At 71.7% G+C, this 19,568-nt stretch carries 14 protein-coding genes; 3 read left to right on the top strand and 11 right to left on the bottom strand.

Annotated elements, in window-relative coordinates; all coding sequences use genetic code 11:
* Positions 1–104 precede the first annotated feature (104 nt).
* Positions 105–443 carry a hypothetical protein gene (locus tag AB0M92_RS29310; RefSeq protein ID WP_366105319.1) on the top strand — a complete coding sequence of 113 codons (339 nt, stop codon included), beginning with the start codon at positions 105–107 and terminating at the stop codon, positions 441–443.
* 156 nt (positions 444–599) lie between these two features.
* Here AB0M92_RS29310 and AB0M92_RS29305 read toward each other — a convergent pair whose 3' ends face one another.
* The 5 genes from AB0M92_RS29305 to AB0M92_RS29285 all read right to left on the bottom strand — a co-directional run bounded on the left by AB0M92_RS29305 (position 600) and on the right by AB0M92_RS29285 (position 7,393).
* The gene (locus AB0M92_RS29305) at positions 600–1,322 is read right to left on the bottom strand and encodes a dienelactone hydrolase family protein (RefSeq protein ID WP_366105318.1); all 723 of its coding nucleotides are present in this window, start codon (positions 1,320–1,322) and stop codon (positions 600–602) included.
* A gap of 135 nt (positions 1,323–1,457) precedes the next feature.
* On the bottom strand, positions 1,458–2,555 hold the full coding sequence (locus AB0M92_RS29300; protein WP_366105317.1) for an NAD(P)-dependent alcohol dehydrogenase: 1,098 nt from the start codon (positions 2,553–2,555) through the stop codon (positions 1,458–1,460).
* A gap of 96 nt (positions 2,556–2,651) precedes the next feature.
* Positions 2,652–3,974: an aldehyde dehydrogenase family protein gene (locus AB0M92_RS29295; protein ID WP_366105316.1), complete on the bottom strand. Its 1,323-nt coding sequence runs from the start codon at positions 3,972–3,974 to the stop codon at positions 2,652–2,654.
* Positions 3,975–4,143: 169 nt separating this feature from the next.
* On the bottom strand, positions 4,144–5,766 hold the full coding sequence (locus tag AB0M92_RS29290) for an MDR family MFS transporter (RefSeq protein ID WP_366105315.1): 1,623 nt from the start codon (positions 5,764–5,766) through the stop codon (positions 4,144–4,146).
* 1,186 nt (positions 5,767–6,952) lie between these two features.
* Complete coding sequence (locus tag AB0M92_RS29285; protein ID WP_366105314.1) at positions 6,953–7,393, bottom strand: hypothetical protein; 441 nt, start codon at positions 7,391–7,393, stop codon at positions 6,953–6,955.
* Positions 7,394–7,784: 391 nt separating this feature from the next.
* On the opposite strand from AB0M92_RS29285, the gene AB0M92_RS29280 reads away from it, so the two are divergent.
* Positions 7,785–9,029 carry an MFS transporter gene (locus tag AB0M92_RS29280; RefSeq protein WP_366105313.1) on the top strand — a complete coding sequence of 415 codons (1,245 nt, stop codon included), beginning with the start codon at positions 7,785–7,787 and terminating at the stop codon, positions 9,027–9,029.
* 162 nt (positions 9,030–9,191) lie between these two features.
* On the opposite strand, the gene AB0M92_RS29275 is transcribed toward AB0M92_RS29280, so the two are convergent.
* The 3 genes from AB0M92_RS29275 to AB0M92_RS29265 form a co-directional block, all read right to left on the bottom strand.
* On the bottom strand, positions 9,192–10,046 hold the full coding sequence (locus AB0M92_RS29275) for a methyltransferase domain-containing protein (protein WP_366105312.1): 855 nt from the start codon (positions 10,044–10,046) through the stop codon (positions 9,192–9,194).
* Positions 10,047–10,346: 300 nt separating this feature from the next.
* On the bottom strand, positions 10,347–11,066 hold the full coding sequence (locus AB0M92_RS29270; RefSeq protein WP_366105311.1) for a helix-turn-helix transcriptional regulator: 720 nt from the start codon (positions 11,064–11,066) through the stop codon (positions 10,347–10,349).
* Between the two features lie 35 nt (positions 11,067–11,101).
* On the bottom strand, positions 11,102–11,389 hold the full coding sequence (locus tag AB0M92_RS29265) for a hypothetical protein (protein ID WP_366105310.1): 288 nt from the start codon (positions 11,387–11,389) through the stop codon (positions 11,102–11,104).
* A gap of 1,662 nt (positions 11,390–13,051) precedes the next feature.
* Between AB0M92_RS29265 and AB0M92_RS29260 the strand changes: the two genes are divergently transcribed.
* Positions 13,052–13,510 (top strand): hypothetical protein, encoded by a 459-nt coding sequence (locus tag AB0M92_RS29260; RefSeq protein WP_366105309.1) that lies wholly within the window; start codon positions 13,052–13,054, stop codon positions 13,508–13,510.
* Positions 13,511–13,614: 104 nt separating this feature from the next.
* On the opposite strand, the gene AB0M92_RS29255 is transcribed toward AB0M92_RS29260, so the two are convergent.
* The 3 genes from AB0M92_RS29255 to lanKC form a co-directional block, all read right to left on the bottom strand.
* On the bottom strand, positions 13,615–15,387 hold the full coding sequence (locus AB0M92_RS29255; protein ID WP_366105308.1) for an ABC transporter ATP-binding protein: 1,773 nt from the start codon (positions 15,385–15,387) through the stop codon (positions 13,615–13,617).
* Between the two features lie 332 nt (positions 15,388–15,719).
* Positions 15,720–15,857 carry a SapB/AmfS family lanthipeptide gene (locus AB0M92_RS29250; protein ID WP_107438786.1) on the bottom strand — a complete coding sequence of 46 codons (138 nt, stop codon included), beginning with the start codon at positions 15,855–15,857 and terminating at the stop codon, positions 15,720–15,722.
* Between the two features lie 99 nt (positions 15,858–15,956).
* Positions 15,957–18,587: a class III lanthionine synthetase LanKC gene (gene lanKC, locus AB0M92_RS29245; RefSeq protein ID WP_366105307.1), complete on the bottom strand. Its 2,631-nt coding sequence runs from the start codon at positions 18,585–18,587 to the stop codon at positions 15,957–15,959.
* Positions 18,588–19,568: the final 981 nt, after the last annotated feature.

Genomic DNA, 19,568 nt, shown 5'->3' with positions numbered 1-19,568 from the left:
CCGCCTCTTCAAGTGGTGCGGCGCCCGGTGCTTCCGCGGGCGTCCCGGCAGCACGTGCGAGGATGGCCGAGAGTTCCGCCAGTCCGCTTTCCCAGAGGCCGCACATGATCAGCAAGTTCCTCCCCTTCCGGCGCAAACGCGGGACCAAGGTCACTTACGAGGTGACCGGCACCGGCTCCTTCGAGGTGACCTATGCCGTCGGCGACCCTCTCAAAGGAGAGGAGAAGCGGGTCGAGGCCGGCGTCACGCCGTGGAAGCAGGACGTCGTGATGTCGAGCATCGACGCGATGCCCATGCTCACGATCATCACGTCCAACCCCGAGCATCCCGACGGCTGGCTCCAGTGCACGATCTCCATTGACGGAGAACTCGCAGTGGAAGGGGCGGTGTCCTCGCGCTCGGCCAGCGCGACCTTCACGGCCCTGCCCGGGGCGACGCGCTGACGGGCTGACGCGCTGACGCGCTGACCGCAGCGGGCACCGATCCGGGGCCTGGCGGCCGTCACGCAGTGGATGGAGCGGGAAGGCGCGGACCGGCGCTGAGGGATGGCGGTCGATCGGCCTGGTGCGCGGCCCGGAATCGCGAAATTGCCGGCCAGGTCATTCCGTTACGGGAACGCACTCGGCGAGCAGGTCGACGACGTCGTGCCAGGCTCGCTGCGCGTGCCGTGGGTGGTAGCCGACGCCGGGTACCACGACGTGGTCGACCGGCGGGTGGTGGAAGGCGTGCAAGGCGCCGCCGTAGACCACGAGGCGCCAGTCGACGCCTGCGGCCTGCATCTCGGCGGCGAACGCGTCCCGTTGCGCGGGCGGCATGATCGGGTCTTCCGATCCGACCCCGGCCCACACCGGGCAGCGGATGCGTGCCGCCTCTCCCGGTCGGCCCGTGGTGGTTGCGTTGACCGTCCCGATCGCCCGCAGGTTGACTCCGTCGCGCCCGAGTTCCAGCGCGATGGCGCCCCCGGTGCCGTAGCCGACGGCGGCGATCCGGTCGGGGTCGGTCCGCGGTTCGGCGCGCAGCACGTCGAGCGCCGCGTGGCCGATGCCCCGCATCCGGCCGGGATCAGCGAGCAGCGGCAGGCAACGGGCCAGCATCTCCTCGGGGTCACTCAGATAGCGCCCGCCGTGAAGGTCGAAGGCCAGCGCTACGTATCCCAGTTCGGCAAGAGCATCGGCCCGACGGCGCTCGACGTCACTGAGCCCCATGCCCTCCGGCCCGAGCAGCACCGCGGGCCGGCGGTCGACACCGGACGGGACGGCGAGGTGTCCGATCATCGTCCGACCGTCGGCCTGGTACTCGACCGTGCGCGTCGTCATCGTCATGCGACCGGACCGTAGCGATCGTCGGGCTCGGCCGGGCCGGTGTTCACCGCTGGCAGAACAACACGGGTGCGCCTCTGAAATGCGGCGATGGCTCACGAGATCCGTCACGGACCCGGTTCCCGCTCGCCGCCGGGCTCAGCTGCCCGGCAGCAACACGGGCTTGATGGTCGTGCCTGCCGCCGCGTCCCGCTCTGCGTCGTTGATCGCGCTGAGCGGGTAGGTCCGCACGAGCCGGTCGAAGGGGAAGCGCCCGTCCCGCCACAGCTCCAGCAGCTGCGGTATGAACAGCTGGGGCACGGCGTCACCCTCCAGGATCCCCTTCACGTTCTTGCCCTGTGCCAGGGCCGCGGGAGGAAGGGTCAGGGGCTGGGACGGGGCGCCGACCAGACCGACGGTACCCGTGGGCCGGAGGGCCTCGATGGCCGTGTTGATGACGCCGGGGACCCCGGTGGTGTCCAGGGCGTACTGGGTCCCTCCCCCGGTGAGTTCGCGCAGCTGCGCCACGATGTCGTCGTCGCCGCCGTGCACCGTGGCGGTGGCGCCGAGTTCGCGGGCCAGCGACAGCCGGTTCTCGTGCAGGTCCACCGCCACGATCGTGGTGGCCCCGGCGACCCGGGCAGCCATGATCGCGGACAGGCCCACCCCGCCCGCCCCGAAGACGACGAGGCTGGAGCCCGCGCCGACCCGCAGGGCGAGGAGAACCGAACCCGCGCCCGTCTGGACCGCGCAGCCCAACGGGCCGAGCAGCTCCAGCGGCAGGTCCTTGTCCACCTCGACGACGTTGCGTGCGCCGGCCAGCGCATGGGTCGCGAACGACGACTGGCCGAACCAGCGGGCCGCCACGGGGCGCCCGTGGTGGTCGATGACCGGGCCGGCACCGTCGAGGCCGGAGCCGGTGAGGTTGAGGCGGTAGAAGTCCTCGCAGTACGCCGGGTGGGCACCGAGGCAGTTCCGGCACGCTCCGCAGGAGTCGAAGGAGAGCACGACATGAGCGCCGGGGGCGATTCCGGTGACACCGGGGCCCACCTCCTCCACTATCCCGGCGCCTTCGTGTCCGGTGATGACGGGCGGCCGGGCCATGAACCCGGGCGTCCTCGGCAGCATGTCGGTGTGGCAGAAACCGGCGCCCACGATCCGTACCAGCACCTGGCCGTGGCCGGGAGGCGCCAGCTCGACCGGCTCGATCACGTAGGGGTCGCGCGCACCGCGCAGCACCGCGGCTTCGATCTTCATTCGAGTCTCCTTCATCTGATGTCGTGCGCGGTGAGCGCTTGGATGGGGTCGGCGTCGCGTACGGCGATCCGTGCGCGACGCCGACCGAGCGTCCTCTCAGGCCAGCGGTTTGGCGAGTACGGCCTTGCGGTGGCTGAAGGTTTCGATGGAGTACCGGCCGTGGTAGCTGCCTATGCCGCTCTCGCCCACGCCGCCGAACGGCAGTTCAAGGACCGTGAGGTGGGCCACGGGCAGGCCGTAGCCGAGGCCGCCGGAGGAGGTCTCGTCGGCGATGCGGTGCCGTGTGTCCTCGGACTCGGTGAACACGTACAGGGCGAGCGGCTTGTCCCGGTCGTTGACGAAGCCGATCGCCTCGTCGAGGCCGCTCACGGTGACGATCGGCAGGATGGGGCCGAAGATCTCCTCCTGCATGACCGGGGCGGCGGGGTCGACGTCGGCCAGGACGGTCGGGGCGATGAACCTGGTCGTCCGGTCGGTGCCTCCTCCCACCACGACGCGCCCGGAGTCGAGCAGGCCCGTGAGGCGGTCGAAATGCCGCTCGTTGACGATCCGCCCGTACTCCCCGGACGTCGCGGGTTCGGTTCCGTAGAGCCCCTCGATGGCGCGTCTGAGGGCGGGTTCGAGGGCGGCGGCGGTCAGCGGATCGGTCAGCACGTAGTCCGGCGCGACGCAGGTCTGTCCGGCGTTGAGGAACTTGCCGCGGGCCAGCCGTTCGGCGACCACGTCGAGATCGGTGCCGCGGTCGACGAAGACCGGCGACTTGCCGCCCAGTTCCAGGGTGACGGAGGTGAGGTGTTCGGCGGCGGCCCGCATGACGATGCGGCCGACCGTGCCGTTGCCGGTGTAGAAGATGTGGTCGAAGTGCTCGGCCAGGAGCGCGGTGGTCTCGGGGATCCCGCCCTCGACGACGGCCACCGCATGGGTGTCGAGGTAGGCCGGCAGCAGCCTGGCCAGCGCCGCGGCCGTGGCGGGGGCCAGCTCGCTCGGCTTGGCCACGACGGCGTTCCCGGAGGCCAGCGCGCCGACCATGGGGGCGAGCAGCAGCCCGGCGGGGTAGTTCCAGGGGGCGATGACCAGTACGACTCCCAGCGGGTCGTACTGGGTCCAGGCCGATGCGTCCGGCCCCAGGTGCCGCGGGGCCGCCACCGCTTCGGGAGCCAGCCACGCCTCAAGGTGGTCGAGCGTGTGGTCGATCTCCCGGATCGTGAAATCGATCTCCGTGCGGTATGCGTCGCCGGAAGGCTTGCCGAGATCGGCATGCAGAGCGGCGGCCAGATCGGCGCCCCCCTCGGTGAGCATCGTCCGCAGTGCGCGCAACTGCGCCGTGCGCCACTCAAGGGGCTTCGTCCGGCCGGTGCGGAAGGTGGCACGCAGCCGTGCCAGGATTTCGGACGGTGACTCGGAGTGGATGTGGTTCACGGGGTACCTCTCAGATGGTGCGGCGCGGCCCGGGCGGGCCCCGCATGACAGATGAACAGGCGGGTTCTACGGGTTGGTTCGGTGTGCACCGTGGCGGATCGGCACGCGGCCGGAGGGCGGTGCGCAGTCGCGGCCGCGGTACCCGCAAGCGCACGACCGGGCGGAGCGGTCACACGGCCTGCTGCTCGGCGGGCTGGGCCGGCGCGACGGACGTCCGCAGCGGGGCTTCCTCGATGAAGAGGCACAGCAGGAAGGCGAGGAGCGCGGAGGGGGCGGCGTAGAGGAAGACGTCGGCGATGCCGTGGCCGTACGCGCTCTCAAGCCAGGTGCGGACCGGGAGGGAGAGCCGGTTCATGTCGGGCAGCGAGCCGCTGCCGGAGGCGTGGGCGGCTGCGGCCTGTGCGCCGGGGGCCAGGTCGCCGATGGTGGCGGAGGCGTAGTGGGCGATGCGGGTGGACATCAGGGAGCCGAGGACTCCGATGCCGACCGCGCCGCCGAGGGAGCGGAAGAAGGTGATCACCGAGGAGGCGGCGCCGAGGTCGGCCGGACCGACCTGGTTCTGGGCGGACAGGACGAGGTTCTGCATCATCATGCCCACGCCGATCCCGAGCAGGGTCATGTAGAGGGCGAGCTGCCAGTAGGGGGTGTCGTAGCGCATCAGTCCGAGCAGGCCGATGCCCGCGGTGAGGAAGACGCCGCCGGAGACCAGCCAGCCCTTCCAGCGGCCGGTGGAGGTGATGAGCCGACCGGAGACCGTGGAGGAGACGAACGTACCGGCGATCATCGGGATGGTCATGATGCCGGACATGGTCGGTGACTCGTCACGGGCGAGCTGGAAGTACTGGGAGAAGAAGACCGTGCCGCAGAACATGCCGACGCCGACGAACAGCGAGCCGAGCGAGGCCAGCGTGATGGTGCGGTTGCGGAACAGGTGCGGCGGGATGATCGGCTCGGCGGCGCGGGTCTCGGTGACCACGAACAGCAGCGCGAGCAGGACGGTGCCGCCGACCATGGTGTAGCTCTGCCAGGACAGCCACCGGTACTTGTCGCCTGCGAAGGTCACCCATATCAGCAGCAGCGAGGCGGCCGCGGTGATGAGGAACGCGCCGGTCCAGTCGACCTTGACCTTCCGCTTGGCGGCGGGCAGGTGGAGCGTCTTCTGCAGGACGGCCAGCGCGATCAGCGCGAAGGGGATGCCGACGAACAGGCAGTAGCGCCAGCCGAGCCAGTCGGCGTCGGTGATGACGCCCCCGAGCAGCGGACCGCCGGAGGTGGCGACGGCGAAGGTCGCGCCGGTGTAGCCGGAGTAGCGGCCCCGCTCACGCGGGGAGATCATCACTGCCATGATCACTTGGACCAGGGCGGTCAGTCCGCCCGCGCCCACGCCCTGCACCACACGGGCACTGATCAACATCGCCGGGCTCTGTGCCAGACCGGCGATGATCGAGCCGATGATGTAGACGACCAGGGACAGTTGGACCAGTGCCTTCTTGCTGACCAGGTCGGCGAGCTTGCCCCACAGGGGGACGGAGGCGGTCAGCGAGAGCAGCGCCGCCGTGACGACCCAGGTGTAGGCGGACTGGCCGCCGCCGAGGTCCTTGATGATCGTCGGCAGCGCGTTGGTCACGATGGTCGAGGAGAGGAGCGCGGCGAACAGGCCCACCAGCAGACCCGAGAGCGCCTTCATGATCTGCCGGTGCGCCATGGGCGCGTGGCCATGGTCGCCGCTCTTTTCGGGCGTGCTCTCCGGTGTAGCGTGAGCGTGCACACCGGCCGGTGCGATCGTTGCCATGGTCTTCCTTCTTCAGAGTCTCAGATCCCCTGAAGCGCGGATCCGCGCTTCTCCGTGCCGGGAGTGCTCCCCGGCCCCACGATCGACCGTCTCTGCGGTGCGTCGTTCGGACAGACCGAGACTCTGACGGAACGCTGTCCACTTTCCAGAGCGAAAACGAACGACTGCCTTTCACTCGTGTCCACCCGTGTCCACTCCGGTGTGCCCTTCGCCGGGCTACGGCATAGCGCCTCGTAGGGCCACCGCTCCGGTGACCGGTACGAGGCCATCGAACGGCGAGGCGCGGCGGCCGGTCTGGCCCCCGCGCGTCGAGACCCGCGACCTGGCGACGCGGCCGCGTCATCGCGGGGCCGGCGGTGCTGGCGGTGCTGGCGGTGCTGGCGGTGCTGGCGGCCATCCCCCTCGCAACGCTGCGAACACCCATGTGCCAGGCACGGTCAAGATGCTGCTCGACTCCGGCGCCGACCTCGTCGTACTGGAGGAGCTGGACCCGCGAGTACTGCCCGAGTACGAGCGCGGCCTGGCAGCCGCCTACCCGCACCACGCGGCGGGCGTCAGCGCCGACGGGCTCTGGTCGAAGTACCCGATCACGGGCAGCGCCATGGCCAAGGGTCCGGCCGGAGGGCGGCCTTCCCTGTGGTGCGGATCGACCACATCCTCAGCAGGGGGCTTCCGAGCTCGGCGGTCGGTCCGGACGCGGTCCGACGATGAGTATGCGCCGGGCCGAGGTCAGCGAGGCCAAGGGCGGGATCCCCGCCGACTGCTCCAGTCGGGCTGGGGGCGCGGCACCGCCCCGTTCATCCCGGCGCGGTCCGAAAGGAGGACGCGGCGGACGGGCGGGGAGGGGTTGTGTTGAGGGGTCGGTGCACAGCAGATCCAGGCACCGCGTCCATCGCCTCGGCCGCCTCCCACACCAGCAGCACGACCAGCGCCACCAGCACGGCGGCGGTGCACAGCGCACACAGCGGCATCCAGGTGCCCGCCTCCGTCCGGGGCGGATGCCCCCTGTGCCTGCCGTAGGGGGTGTCCGAACGGGACCCGGGAGGCTGCACGGCGCAGCCGAATCGCCGTCGCAGTCATCCCCATGCCTCCGCCGATGGTGATCGGCGGAGGCATCGTCGCGCTTGCCCTGAAGCATCCCGGCCCGACGCCCGCGGTGCTTCGGCGGCGCCGAAAATCCCGGTGGTCAGCGGCGGCTGGTGGCCAGGATGACGAGGAACTGGCCGCCGCCCGGCTCGATGTCGACGGTCACCGGCAGCCCCGGTACCAGTCGGGAGAAGCGGTCCATCAGCCAGTCCGCCGCTTCCTGGGCGTCCCGCTTGGTCGGGCAACGGCCCACGATCTCGCGGCCCCCCTTGCGCTCCAGCCGCGCCGCAACGGCGATCAGCGGCGCGGGTTCGGCCACGTACAGGCGGTCCGGCCAGGCGATGACCACTTTGACCGCGCCCTTGCGCGTGTTGCACCCGCGGTGCGCGAGCCGCTCGGCGACCTTCGCCTTCCGGTCTGCGGTCCGGCTGTCAACGCTGGGCCCCAACGGGTCGTTCACCGACTTGTCGGGGTCGACCGGTTCGTCGCACACCCAGCAGCGCCAGCCGTCGCGCTCGGCCACATCATCGAGGAGACTCATCCGAGCAAGATAGTCTGCTCAGCCGCCGCCTCGCGCCCAGGGCCCTCGCAGCCGGATGTGCCGCAGTCCACGTTGCGCCCCATTCGTCCTGGCCGTCTCCGGCGGGCCTGGCGGCCGGCCTCTGCGCGCCAGCGGCTCGCCTACGGTCGCCCCCGCGCGGCCTGCCGCCGTTCGCCCGCCGGTTCAGCCCGTCACGGACGCTCACGGGACCGGAGAGATGCCCGGTTACCCGTGATCAGCGCGGTAGTCATCGGAGGCGCCGCAGCCTCCGGCCTGCGCCCGGCAGCGCCGATCTACCACCCCGGCATCGAGGACCGGTCGGCCGCGCCACGGACACCTCGCGTAACGTCTTGTGCCGGTATCACGTCACACATCGCTGGGGGGCCGGGGGATGCACGCGTTCGGGCGGTACTTGGCCGCCGCACTGGCCGCGCGGTTCGCCTCCGAGGGCATGAGCCTCGCGCTGGTTCTGCTCGCGCTGGAGCGCACGGGGAGTGCCGCGCACGGGGCCTTCGTCCTGACCGCCTGGCTGGCGCCGCACGTACTCGCGGCTCCGCTCGCCGGAGCGCTCGCGGCGCGGACCCGGCGGCCGAGGCTGCTCCACGTGGGCGCGCTGGCCGGGTTCGGTTGTGCGGTGGCGGCTTTGTCCGTGCTGCTGGGACGGGCTCCGGCGCCGCTGGTGCTCGCGGTCGCACTGCTGGGCGGCAGCTGCGGGCCGATGGTGACGGGTGGGATGTCCAGCCTGGTCGCCGCTCTCGTGCCGGCGGGGGCCGGGCGGGAGCGCGCGTACGCGTGGGACGCGTCCACCTACAACGCCGCGGCGGTCACCGCTCCGGCCGTGGTGGGCCTGGCCGTCGCGCTGGGCTCGGCCGCCTCCGCCATGGCGGTGCTGGCACTGGCCGGCGCGCTGGCGGCGGCACTCGCCGCGACCCTCCCGTACGAGGCACCGCGGCCCGACCGCGCCGAGCCGGGCACCGCCCCGGCCGGTCTGGGTGCCGGGCTGTCCGCCCTGTGGCGGATCCGGGAGCTGCGGGCGATCACCTCGGCCACGACGCTGGCCTTCGTCGGCATCGGCACGCTCACCACCACCTCGGTGCTGCTGGCCTCCAGGCTCGGCAGCCCGGGCGCCGGGGGCGTGCTGATGACGGCCTTCGCGGTGGGTGCACTGGCCGGCTCCCTGACGCTGGGCCGCATCACGGCCGTGGAGCCGGGGGTGCTGGCGCGATGGGCCATGGCAGGCACGGGGATCGCCCTGGCGGCGGCCGCGTTCGCCCCGTCCCTCGCCGTCGCGGCTGCGCTGTTCGCCGCCGCGGGCGTGTGCGACGGGCCACTGCTGACAGCCACCCTTCGGATCCGCTCCGAGTACGCCCCCGACGCCGTACGGACCCAGGTGTTCACCCTCGGGGCGGGACTCAAACTGACCGCAGCCTCGCTGGGGGCCGCCCTCGTGGGCTTCGCCGCGGCCGCGCCGCCGCGGGCACTGCTGGGCGGGATCGCCGTACTGGTCCTGGCGGCGGCCCTGCTGCACGCGTTGGTGGCGCGGAAGGCTCCGGCACCGGCCGACGCGGCGGCTACCGGGCAAGCGGATGGTTCCGCCACGACTCCGGCCGGTCAGCGGAACCCCGCAGGGCCCTGAGCGGGCCGGGCTCGCCGCGTTCACATTGCTGACCGGCGGGGCCGGTGTCTCCCTTGGGGCCGGTGTCTCCCTTGGGGCCGGTGTCTCCCTTGGGGCCGGTGGCCCGCCGCGTCCCGTACTCCCTCTCTGCACGCTCTGGCCGGCCTACCGCCGGGAAGATCGTCAGCGCGCGGTGACCGAGTAGGCGGCAAGTGCGCGATTGCCCTGCGGTTTGGCGATGGTCCGCAGAACATCCGCCTGGCTCAGAACGAGCTGTCGCACCGGCTCGGGCAGCACTGCCAGTCGCTCCTGCGTTCCGGCCAGGCTGAGACAAGCAGCGATTTCCCAGTCGCCGTCCTGGAGCCCCTCGGTATCGACCGGCCGGCTGCCGTCGGCCGTCCAGCCGGCCCCAGGCAAGAGCCGCAGCAGCCCTTCGCGGGAGAACGGCGTGCGGACGTTGCCCTGACCACGTGATCCTGCGGCCTCGCACTGTCCCTGGACCAGCACGGCAAGAAGGTGCGCCAGCTGATCGCCAGTTGCGGGCGTCAAATCCCACTCGGTGAAGCACAGCCGTCGTGCCCACGGCCGTACCCGGGCCAGTGTGTCGCGCAGTTGTGCCAACGATGCGAAGTACCAGGAGCAATGCGCGAGCACCACGTGGTCAAAAGTATTTGCGGGGAAGTCCACTGATGGGTCGAGGACATCGGTGCCGAACCGGAAGTCGATGCGAGGCCCGAGGGGGCCCGCGGCGAGCCGGGCCGCCGATTCCCCGAGCGTGACCGGCGCCCCGTAGGAAGGTGCAGCCACGTCGACAGCGACCACGCGCCCCTCGGGTCCGACAGCCTCTGCAAGGACGGCGGTCATGTCCCCCTGGCCGCAGCCCAGTTCCAGGACGGTTGAGCCAGGCGCGATATGCCAGCTCGCCACAACCATGGCGCGGTGGCGCGTCTGGGACAGCTGAATGTCCGGGCTGTGATCGGAGGCTGCCATACCCGCCGCCAGTGAGGGAGCCTTGGAGCGGAGATCGGAGTGATTCACAAAGTCCTTGAAGATGCTCGACGGATCGGTGCGGGCCGATCGTACGAGACGCGCGCGCGGCGCGCCTCATATTTCCCGGGCACCTTGCGAGGCCACAGCCCGAGCACCTGGATACACGCACTCAGCTTGTTCTCCCTCCGGTGGTCCGCGGCTGGGTCGGCCGGGCGCCATGGCGACGTCGAGCTCATTGCCGATCTTGCGAAGCTCGCGGGCTCCGCGAGGCGCGCGCCAAAGCGACGTCCCAGCCGAACGGCCGTCTCCCCGGCCGGTGCATCGCTTGGGCAACGCCGTGTACGAGCGTCAGGCTGCCCGGCCCACCCGGCTCGGGGTGGTGCTGGAATGAATCAGTGGCCAGAGCTCGGGGTTGACGTACCGTGCGGATCCTCCTCCGCGGTTCATCAGCGGGGACTGGGGCGTGGTGCGGCGAACGAGTTCGGCCGTCCTTGTCAACGGGCCGGCCTCTGCGTGGTCGTGGCTCTGGGTGATCTCCTCGAAGGCTTCGCCCCATATCTCACGAGCCCACTCGGTGAGACCGCAGGCTGTCAGAAAGGCGATCATCTGCTGACGGCTGGCGGGCAACGCCTGTCGCTTGACGATCCGGGCGGCCGAGCTGACCGGCAGCAGGTGCCTGCCGCCCGCGAGTTCCGTGAGGCGGCGCAGCGGCGGTGCGCCGGCCGCTTCGTAGAAGTACTCCAGTGCCGCGCTCAGCTCCCGGCGGCCGTTCGTGAACCGCGGCAGCGCCGGCTTGCACAGCTGCGCAAGCCGGCCCCGGTCGGCGATCCGGGCAGCCAGCCAGAGCGTGCCCAGTCTGCGCTTCCCATTCGGATCCACCCCGCACGTGCAGGAGAACGCCCTGAGCGTCTCCTCGGTCGGAACGGTCTTGCCCGACGCGGCGCGCTTGAAGGTGCCCGCAGACAGCCCGGTCGTGTCGGCGAGTTCGTCGTAGCTCAGGCCTGCCTTGGCGCGGCATCGTCGCAGGGCTGTCGCGAGTTCGGCGCGTTCGGGAACGGTGTGGTCCACGGGGAGTTCAGGGCGTCCCATGGTCGTCCCCCTTCTCAGCGGGCCGCATACAGGGCGGCGCGGGCCATGGCGGCCACGCGGCCGCGGCCGCCGGGTGTCACGGCGAGGACCACGCCGACACCGATCCCACCGGCGCCGCCCAGCATCTGGAGGGTCTCGGCCATCGGGATCCCGTTCAGCCGTAGCACCACCGCCAGGGCGAGGACCGCGCTGACGATCGTGCTGATGATCACCGCCTGCGGCATCGTCGGGGCCACCGGCCGGCCCTCTTCGTCCCGTACGTGCCCGCCTGGGCCGCGGCCCGTCTTCTGGTACGTCGACATGGCTTCCCATTCCCGGGGCCCGCACAGTGGCCCCCTGACGTGCGTGAGAGGCCGCGGGACCGCTCCCTCTCACGGTGGTGACGTAACGCCAAGTGGCGTATTTCCGGGGACGATTGCCGTCGCCGACCCGGCCCCCACAGCATGGCACGCACCCCCGGGACACCCGATGGCGCTCGCACCCGCCGGGCGGGCCCGCCGACCACCCACTCGCGCAAGTGCCGGGAATTCGTCCACGAGTGTCCACAGGGCATGATTTCTCAAGCACCGCCACTGGCCTGCGGCAATGCCCGCCCCCTCACCGCCGCGTCCGCCACGTGATTCACGAACCACCTCAAAGCAGCCCCCAATGGTGCCCCGTCACGGGTGCAAACGCCCTCGTTCGTCCGCCGCCGTCCCAGCTGTACTTGCCCCAGGAACAAGTCCCCGGCACCGTGGGGATAGATCCGTCGGGTAGACCGGCGGCCCCCTGAAGTGGTGACGTCACGCAAGGGACTCAGCAGCACCGCGTTGCCGCGCGCGTGCCGCACACGAAGGGCCGGCCCCCATCGGGGCCCGCCCTTCGCCGTTACTTGCCTCCCGCGACTGAGCCTGCTGCGCCAGTCCGCAGTCAGCCCCGCCAACCGGGGGACATCGTCCACGGTCACGTCGAGGCATAGCCGTTGGAAGCGCGGCGGGAGGCGGAAGACGCCCGCATGGCCGATCGCGGTCCGCGCCGATCTCGGCCACGAGCTCGGGGCGGGCCAGGACCGCGTCCAGGTCCTCGTGCTCCCCCGGGACGCGCCGAACCGTACGCCGGTCCACGGGTGTCCGTGCCCGGCGGCCGCCAGGTGCTCGCCGACCCGCCGGGAGGCGCCGCCGCCAAGTGCGGGAACCGGTCCTGGAGCAGGAGAGCGCGCGTTTCTCGGGACGGTGGGCCCTCACTGTCTCGACAGCCGGTCCCAGAGGCGTGCTACGCCCGGGCAAAGTGATCACGTCGGACTGTCTGTGGTGGGGGGAGACACGTGAAGCAGCAACTGAGGTCCGCAGCAGTGGCGACGATGGTCACGGCTGCGCTGGCCGGCTGTGGCGGTAGTGGAGAAGGTGGAAGCCCGCCGATGAACGGCCCGGAACCGTGCTCAGCCCGGTCACGGCTCGCGATGAGTTCCTCAAGGTCCTCGACCGCCGGCACACCTTCCCCACGCAGCCATCGTGATCATCGGGCCCCGTACGATCGTCCCCCAAGGGTCCTCGGAGCCCGTCTCATGTCGAATCGTTCAAGAGACCGATGAATTCGGAACGACCTGGGGCCCGGACTGCTCCTGGGCGGAGGGATCGGCCGTTGTCGACGTGACCCAGAGCGTGGACTTCACCAAACAACGCCCGGCCGAATTCGACCTTGAGGCCTTCGCGGCCAAGACCGCGACCATCCGCAATGAGGTGCGCATCCCTGTGGTGCCGTAGCCGTTCAGGCCTTGCCGAACCGAGCCGGTGCCTCAGCCCCGACGAAGGAGGGCCTGGGCGCATTCACGGCGGCCTCCGTCAACGTCCGGAGGGAAATCACCCCCGACGATTCGGAGCCGTGGATGTCCGGGAAGCTGACCGCTGCGAGGGCGTGGACCGAGTACCTGCCCATGGTCTGACTGGCAGTCTGGTCTTCGGCACACCCAGACCGGGAGGAAACCCATGAAACTGAAGCGACTCGCCGCCACAGCAGGAGCAGCCCTGCTGACCGCGCTGGCACTGCCGGCAGATGCCCACGCCGCCGCCATTGCCTGCGGAGGAGCCGTCTCGACCCAGAACATCGGCGCACAGGGCTGCATCTCCGCCGAACGGTGGAAGGACGGCCGCGTCTTCATGCGGAACATCACCGCCCACGCCGTCATCACCAACTCCCGCGCCCACGCCACCTACGTCGACTACGAAGCGTATTTCCGGATCCGCGAAGGCGGCCACTGGGTCAAGCTCGGCAACGGCCGCACGGCCGTCCAGCGCAGGTCCACGATCGGCCCGTTCGAGATCGGCAACACCGACCGCGTCTGCGGCCCCGTCAACGCCACCGCCGAAATCCGGGTGCACGTGAGGCCGGCCGGCGGGGCGTGGAGCAACTGGAGCGGAGCCGTGACGAAGCAGTGCCAGACGTGAGCCGGGTACGGCGACGCTCCCGTCTGGGGCGAGCCGATGTGGGCGGAAGGCCGGGCATGCTTTCCTCTGCCCGGTGTAACTGAGGGGTGCCGTCCTGCGTCGGTTCACGGGCTGCCGTGCGCCGAGTCGCTGTCGCGCGGCGCGGGGTGGGCGGCGGGCGCTGCCGGGGACGGCCCGCTCTGGCTCGCCACCAGGGCCCGGTAGGGGGCGCAGCGGTGGAGGAGGGTGTCGTGGTCCGCGGCGTCGAGGACCGTACCGGCGTTCATCATGATGACGTGACGGGCGTCGCGCACGGTGGACAGCCGGTGTGCGACGACGATGACTGCGCGGCTGGCCGCGAGGTCCGCGATCACGGCGCGCAGCCGTTCCTCGTTGAGGCCGTCGAGCTGGCTGGTGGGTTCGTCGAGGAGGACGATGTCCGCGTCGGAGAGCAGGGCGCGGGCCAGGGCCATCCGCTGGCGCTGGCCGCCGGACAGGTCGGACTCCCGGCCGAGCAGCGTGTCCAGGCCCTGCGGGAGCCGTGTGATGTCCTGTGCGAGGCCCACGGCTTCGAGGGCCGTGTCGAGTTCGGGGTCGGTGGCCGGTCGGGATCGGCCGAGCTGGAGGTTCTCTCGGGCTGTGGCCTCCAACAGGGTGAACCCCTGGTCCACGTAGGCGATACGGGCTCGGAGGGCGTCCAAGGGCCAGTGCGCGGTGTCGTGGCCGAGGACGCAGACGGAGCCGGCGGAGGGCCTGACGAAGCGGTCGATGAGGGCGAGCACGGTGGTCTTCCCCGCGCCCGAGGGTCCCACCACAGCGGTCAGTCCGGTGCGGGCGGTCGCGAAGGAGACGGCCCGCAGGGCGGCGTCGCGCGAGCCGGGGTGGGTGTAGGACACGGAGCGGAACATCACGGCCGGGGCGCCCGGGAGGCTTGCCGGGGCGGTTCGGGAGGAGTCGCGCGAATCCGTCTCCGGGGGCAGGCTCAGCAGTTCATTGCAGCGGTCCCGGGCGGCCAGGCCCGCTTGGAGCCTGCCGGAGCCGGTGGCCAGCGTGCTGACGTAGGGGATGGTCTGGAGGAGGTAGAGGAGGAAGGCCGTGAACGCCGCGATCCGCAGGTCGCCCGCGGCCAGCCGGGCGCCGCCCGTGAGGATCACCGCGATCATCGCAAGTTGGTTGCCCAGGGAAAGGGCGGCCGGGATCAGCGCGGCGAGCCGTGCGCCCTCCAGGGAGATGGCCCGAAGCCGTTCGGCGTCCGCCGCCAGGGCTTCGGCCGCGGCGGCCTCGGCCCGGTGGGCTTTGATCGTCGTCAGCGCGTCCAGGTCCGCGGTGAAGCGCTGGGCGATGCGGCCGACTGCGTTCTGCTGCTTGCCGACGTTCTCCTTCATCTGGCGGAGCACCAGCAGGACGAGCAGCGTCAGCACGGCGAGGGCCCCGACGGTGACGAGGGTGAGGACCCAGTCGATCCATACCATCACGACCAGTGTGGCCACCACGGTGAGGGCTGCCAGGGGTAGTTGGGTGGCGACGTCGACGACTTGACGTAGCAGGAGGGCGTCGGAGGTGATGCGGGCGGCGAGTTCGCCCGTCCCGCGGGCCTTCACCACGCCCAGGGTCAGCCGAAGGCTGTGCTCCATGATCCGGACGCGGATCCGACATGCGAGGCGTTCGCCGATCCGGGCGAGGAGGAAGCCCGAGAGGGCTTGTGCCAGGGCTCCGACGGCGGCGGCCGCGCACATCAGCGCGGCGTGGGCGCGCGGCGGCCGGCCGGCCATGAGGTCGGTGACCACTTCCTGGACGAACAGGGGAAGGGCGAGAGTGGCCGCGGTGGCGGTGAGGGCGAGCAGGAGGGCCGCGACCAGCCGCACGGGGTCGGCGGTCAGCTCCCGGCGCAGGCTCACGATGTCCGGTGCTGTCGTGGGGATCTGCGGTGGCCGTCGTGGCTGCGACTTCGGTTCCGAAGAAGGCGAGGGCGTGGGCGGGGGCGAAGGCGACAGTGGTGGAGGCAGGGGCGGGGGCGGCGGCGGGAGTGCGGGGTCTGCGGTCTGGTCGGCCACGTGAGGCCCCTCCTGCTGGTGCGGGACGGTGGTCGGTGCGGGCCGGCATGCGGGCCCGGGCCGAAGCGGCGTGCGCTTCGGCCCGGGGGTCGGTCGGGCCGTGGTGCGGCTACGGCCCGGCCGGCTTCATGCGGTGTTGCGGTTGCCGTCCCTGCGGGGAGCGACGGCGGTGCCGGTCAGAGGCAGACGAGCGTGCTGACCGTGCTGGTGCCGCAGTTGAGGGCGCTCAGCGAGCTGACGCTCGCGAGGGTGTCGTCGATCGGGTGGGCGTCCGTCTCGGGGAGTTCCAGGGTCTGGAGGTCGAGGATGGCCATGACTGTTCTCCTTGAGTGAGCGGTGGATGCCCGGATCCGGTGGATCCGGTCGTGCACCCGGCCTGCGGCCGGGGTCTGTGGGGGCGCTCGCGGCGCCCGTCACGCCGTCCAGGGGAGGAAGGGGGTGGTGTGCAGGGCTGTGCCCAGGGCGAGCAGTACTCCGGCGGATCCGGTCGCCAGGTCGGCGGAGAGGCGCAGGAGTTGGTCGCCCGGGAAGGCGAGGTGACCCGCGTAGGTGACGTGGTGCAGGGTCAACAAGGCCCGGTGGCGGTCGAGGAGGGCAGCGGTGTGTCCGGGGCCGTCGGCCCGGGCGTCGGCGCGGGCGGCCGTGAGCGCCAGGTAACCGATCAGCCCGGCCCTGCCGTTGAAGAGTCCCGGCTGGATGATGAACTCCGGCTCCGCCGCCCTGCGGATGCCCTCCTCGTAGGACGAGGCCGTGCTCGCGGGACGGTGGGCGAGGAGGGCGTGCAGAACGAGGCCGATGCCCGCACTGCCGGTCTCGATGTACGGGAGGACGCGACGGCCGTCGACGACCTGGGTGGTGCCGTCGGCCACCGTGAGGCAGCGGTCGAGGTCGAGGTCGAGGAGGGCGGCGGCCCGTTCGAGGAGGGTGTCGTCGGCCGTGTGCTCGTAGAGGCGGATCAGGGCGAGGGCGGCGCCACTGGCTCCGGCCAGGAGCCCGGCCGGTCGGCGTGCGTCGTCGCGGCCGCGCTTGTCCAGGGTGTCGGCGGCCTCCAGGACCAGGGCTTGGGCGTCGGCCAGCATCCGGTGATCCCCCGTGGCACCGGCGAAGTGCAGCAGGGTGAGGCCGATGCCGGGGGCGCCGGTGGCCAGGGACGCGCCGGTGGTGTCCTCCCGCGCTGCCTCCAGGCTCACGAGCAGGTCGAGGGCCGCCTCGTGCTCGCCGAGCAGGTCCAGTACGTAGGCCACGCCATGGCCGCCGAAGTACAGACCCGGGGCGGTGACGCCCGTACGGGACGCCCTGACCAGCCAGTGCACGTGTTCTTCGCGGACGGCCGCGCCCGTGGTGTGCAGGGCGTAGAGCACTCCCGCCGCGCCGTGGGCGAGGCCGAGTCCTCCGTGGCGGAACTGGGCGACGTCGCCGGGGAACAGTCGGTCCGTGCGGTCCGGGGTGGCCATGGCCGTGATGCCCGCCGCCAGGGAATCGCGCAGCTGTGGCCAGCCGGCGGGGTTGGCGGTCAGCAGGGAGCGGGCGGCGGCCCTGTTACGGCCGATGCCGGGACGGGGCGGGCGGGCCGGGTCGGGGCGGGGGCCCGAATGGGAGATCATCGTGCGGATGGGCGCCGTATAGCCGTCGGGTACGGGGAAGCGGTGCTCGATGACGTCGGCGAGTTCGCCTGCCTTGGCCGGGTCGAGGGCGGTCAGCTGGACCAGGGGGAGGAAGAGCCAGAGGCGGATGGCGGCCAGGGCGTAGTGGTCGATCGCGGTCCCGCTGAGCCCGGCCGGGGCGGTGAATCCTGCGGCGCCGAGGGCGGGGCGGACGAACGCGTCCTGCGGGCTGGCCAGTTCGAAGTCGATGAAGCAGATCCCGCCGTCGGGCCTGACGATCAGGTTGCGCGGATGGAGGTCGCCGAAGACGATCCCGCGGGCGTGGATCGCGGCCAGCGTGTCCTCCACCCGCTCCAGCAGGGTGATGGCCTCGCGGGTGTACGCGGCCACGGCACCGGGGTCGGGGGCGGGGTGGATCAGAGGGTAGCGACCGGTCAGCCACTGGCTGAGGGATTCGCCCTCGACGTACTCCTGCGCGAGGAATTCGTGCTCCCACACGGTGAACAGGCCCTGGTGGCCGGGAACGGCGCCGGGGGTTGCAGCCGGCATCGCGGGGACGATGGGGACGCGGGGTACGCCGGGTATGCCGGCCAGGCGGGTCAGAACGCCGTGCTCGTGGCGCAGCCGCGTCACGGCGTCAACCCCCCGCTGGTCCAGGCCCGCGTGGGGCCGCGCCTCTTTGAGGACGACCGGCGGCTCACCCGGTGCGGGGCGGGCGAGGTAGACGCCGCCGGCGTTGGAGAAGTGCAGGACGCGTTCGACCGTGTACGGCAGGTCCGGCCCGCGGGCGGCGCGGCGGGCCTCGACGGCCGGGGCGATGCACTGCGGGACCGGGGCCCAGTCGGGCACGGAGAAACCGGGGCCCCGTACATCGGGTATGAGGCGGCCGTCCGGGCCGGCGAGGGCGAGGACACGCTCACCGGCGGCATTGCGGCAGTGGCGTTCGACGAATCCGCCGTAGCGGAGGTAGAGGGGACCTTCCTGCCAGCGCGCGTCGCTGAGGATGTAGGGGCCGCGCCGGCAGGCGAGGAGGGTGCCGAGGCCACGGAGACATCGCTCCAGTTCGGCCTCGTCCCGGGGGTAGACCGTGCAGAACTTCCCGCTGGCGCCGCGCGGGGCGTACTTGGAGTTCTGGACCTGGAGGATGGGCAGGCCGCGCAGGAACTTGAAGGTGACGCGCTCCTTCAGGCACCAGGCGTGGAGGGCTTCCAGTACCTCCTCGGCGTCGGCCGCGCACGAGGACACGTGGATCTTCCACCCCTGGTCCGGCAGGATGACGTCCACGGGGCGGGCCACGGACCAGATCTCCAGGTCGCCGCGTTCCCAGCCCGCGGGCAGCGGGCGTGTGGTGGCCGCGAACTCCTCCTGCGCTCCCCAGGCCCTCGGGGATTCGTAGAAGAGGGGATCGGCGAAGGTGTAGGCCTCGTACTGGTTGTCCATCGGGGCTCCTCGATGCGCAGATGTACACAAAGCCGGGCAGGCGCGGATGCTGGCGGGCATGCCGGCCGAGGCCTCGGGAGGAGAAGGAGAAGGTGCACGGTCGGCGGCCGGGGGTGCTACCCGATCGGCGGGCGCCGTGCGACATCCCAAAGCTTCCGGGCGGCCCGGCTCGCGCGCAACGGCGCGCAAGCAGCACATGCCTGCGAGGTGATGCGACCGGCGCGCGTCAGGGAGGTGGGGGGCGGCCTCCCCGTGCCGGGGCGGGCCGGTGTCACACGGCGGGCGTGCGAGGGTCTCGTAGCCCGCCGGGGACGGGCGGCGCGGGAGCTGCCAGGGGGCCTTCGGGCGCCGGCGGCCGGGCCTTGGGGCCCAGGTCAGGCGCAACTCCCGTGCGGGACGACGGGGGCCCGTCCCGCCACCACGTTCGACGAACGGTCAGTCGCACGAAGAAACCCGCCGAACAAGGCGGCCGGAGCAAGGCCGGGCTCCGGACCGCGCGCGCCCTCGGCGTGCGCCCCCGCCATTCCGGCGAGATGACGACTGCGGATGGTGGGGTCGGGATCATCGAGACGGGGCAGGAGCACGGGCGTTTCGGTAGTGATCGTGGATCGGGCGGCGGCCACCGACCAGCCTGCTGGATAGCCGGTCACCTCCACGCCGTAGTCGTCGTAGTCGTCGGGGCGTGGCGCCGCAGGTCCGTGCGGTGGAGGAGAAGTTCATCGCGGGAGGCGCCGCCGAAGTGCCGGCCACCATCGCCCGCACATCGAACGCGCCTCCCACCCACGAACGAGGCCGGCTCCGCTCCGTCCCCCAGCGCCCGGCACGTCGCGAACGTGGCCAGCCGCGGTGCACAGCAACGACTGGCCGTCCGGCGCGGAGCGGGTCACCCTAAAGGGTGTTGCAGAAGGTCTGTCGTGGGCGGGCCTGAGTGGCTTTTGACCTGTTGTTTCACCGTGTCATGGCGAGGTTGTGCATGGTGGC

This window comes from Streptomyces sp. NPDC051582 (assembly GCF_040681715.1).
In the GTDB taxonomy this organism is placed as follows: Bacteria; Actinomycetota; Actinomycetes; order Streptomycetales; family Streptomycetaceae; genus Streptomyces.
The sequence above is the reverse complement of the archived record's forward strand: the minus strand, read 5'-3'. Positions and strand labels throughout refer to the sequence as shown.

Bases quoted from the DNA above. Each gene is read 5' to 3' on its own strand.
- AB0M92_RS29310 (WP_366105319.1), top strand. From the start codon at position 105: ATGATCAGCAAGTTCCTCCCCTTCCGGCGCAAACGCGGGACCAAGGTC.
- AB0M92_RS29305 (WP_366105318.1), bottom strand. From the start codon at position 1,322: ATGACGATGACGACGCGCACGGTCGAGTACCAGGCCGACGGTCGGACG.
- AB0M92_RS29300 (WP_366105317.1), bottom strand. From the start codon at position 2,555: ATGAAGATCGAAGCCGCGGTGCTGCGCGGTGCGCGCGACCCCTACGTG.
- AB0M92_RS29290 (WP_366105315.1), bottom strand. From the start codon at position 5,766: ATGGCAACGATCGCACCGGCCGGTGTGCACGCTCACGCTACACCGGAG.
- AB0M92_RS29285 (WP_366105314.1), bottom strand. From the start codon at position 7,393: ATGAGTCTCCTCGATGATGTGGCCGAGCGCGACGGCTGGCGCTGCTGG.
- AB0M92_RS29280 (WP_366105313.1), top strand. From the start codon at position 7,785: ATGCACGCGTTCGGGCGGTACTTGGCCGCCGCACTGGCCGCGCGGTTC.
- AB0M92_RS29265 (WP_366105310.1), bottom strand. From the start codon at position 11,389: ATGTCGACGTACCAGAAGACGGGCCGCGGCCCAGGCGGGCACGTACGG.
- AB0M92_RS29260 (WP_366105309.1), top strand. From the start codon at position 13,052: ATGAAACTGAAGCGACTCGCCGCCACAGCAGGAGCAGCCCTGCTGACC.
- AB0M92_RS29250 (WP_107438786.1), bottom strand. From the start codon at position 15,857: ATGGCCATCCTCGACCTCCAGACCCTGGAACTCCCCGAGACGGACGCC.
- lanKC (WP_366105307.1), bottom strand. From the start codon at position 18,587: ATGGACAACCAGTACGAGGCCTACACCTTCGCCGATCCCCTCTTCTAC.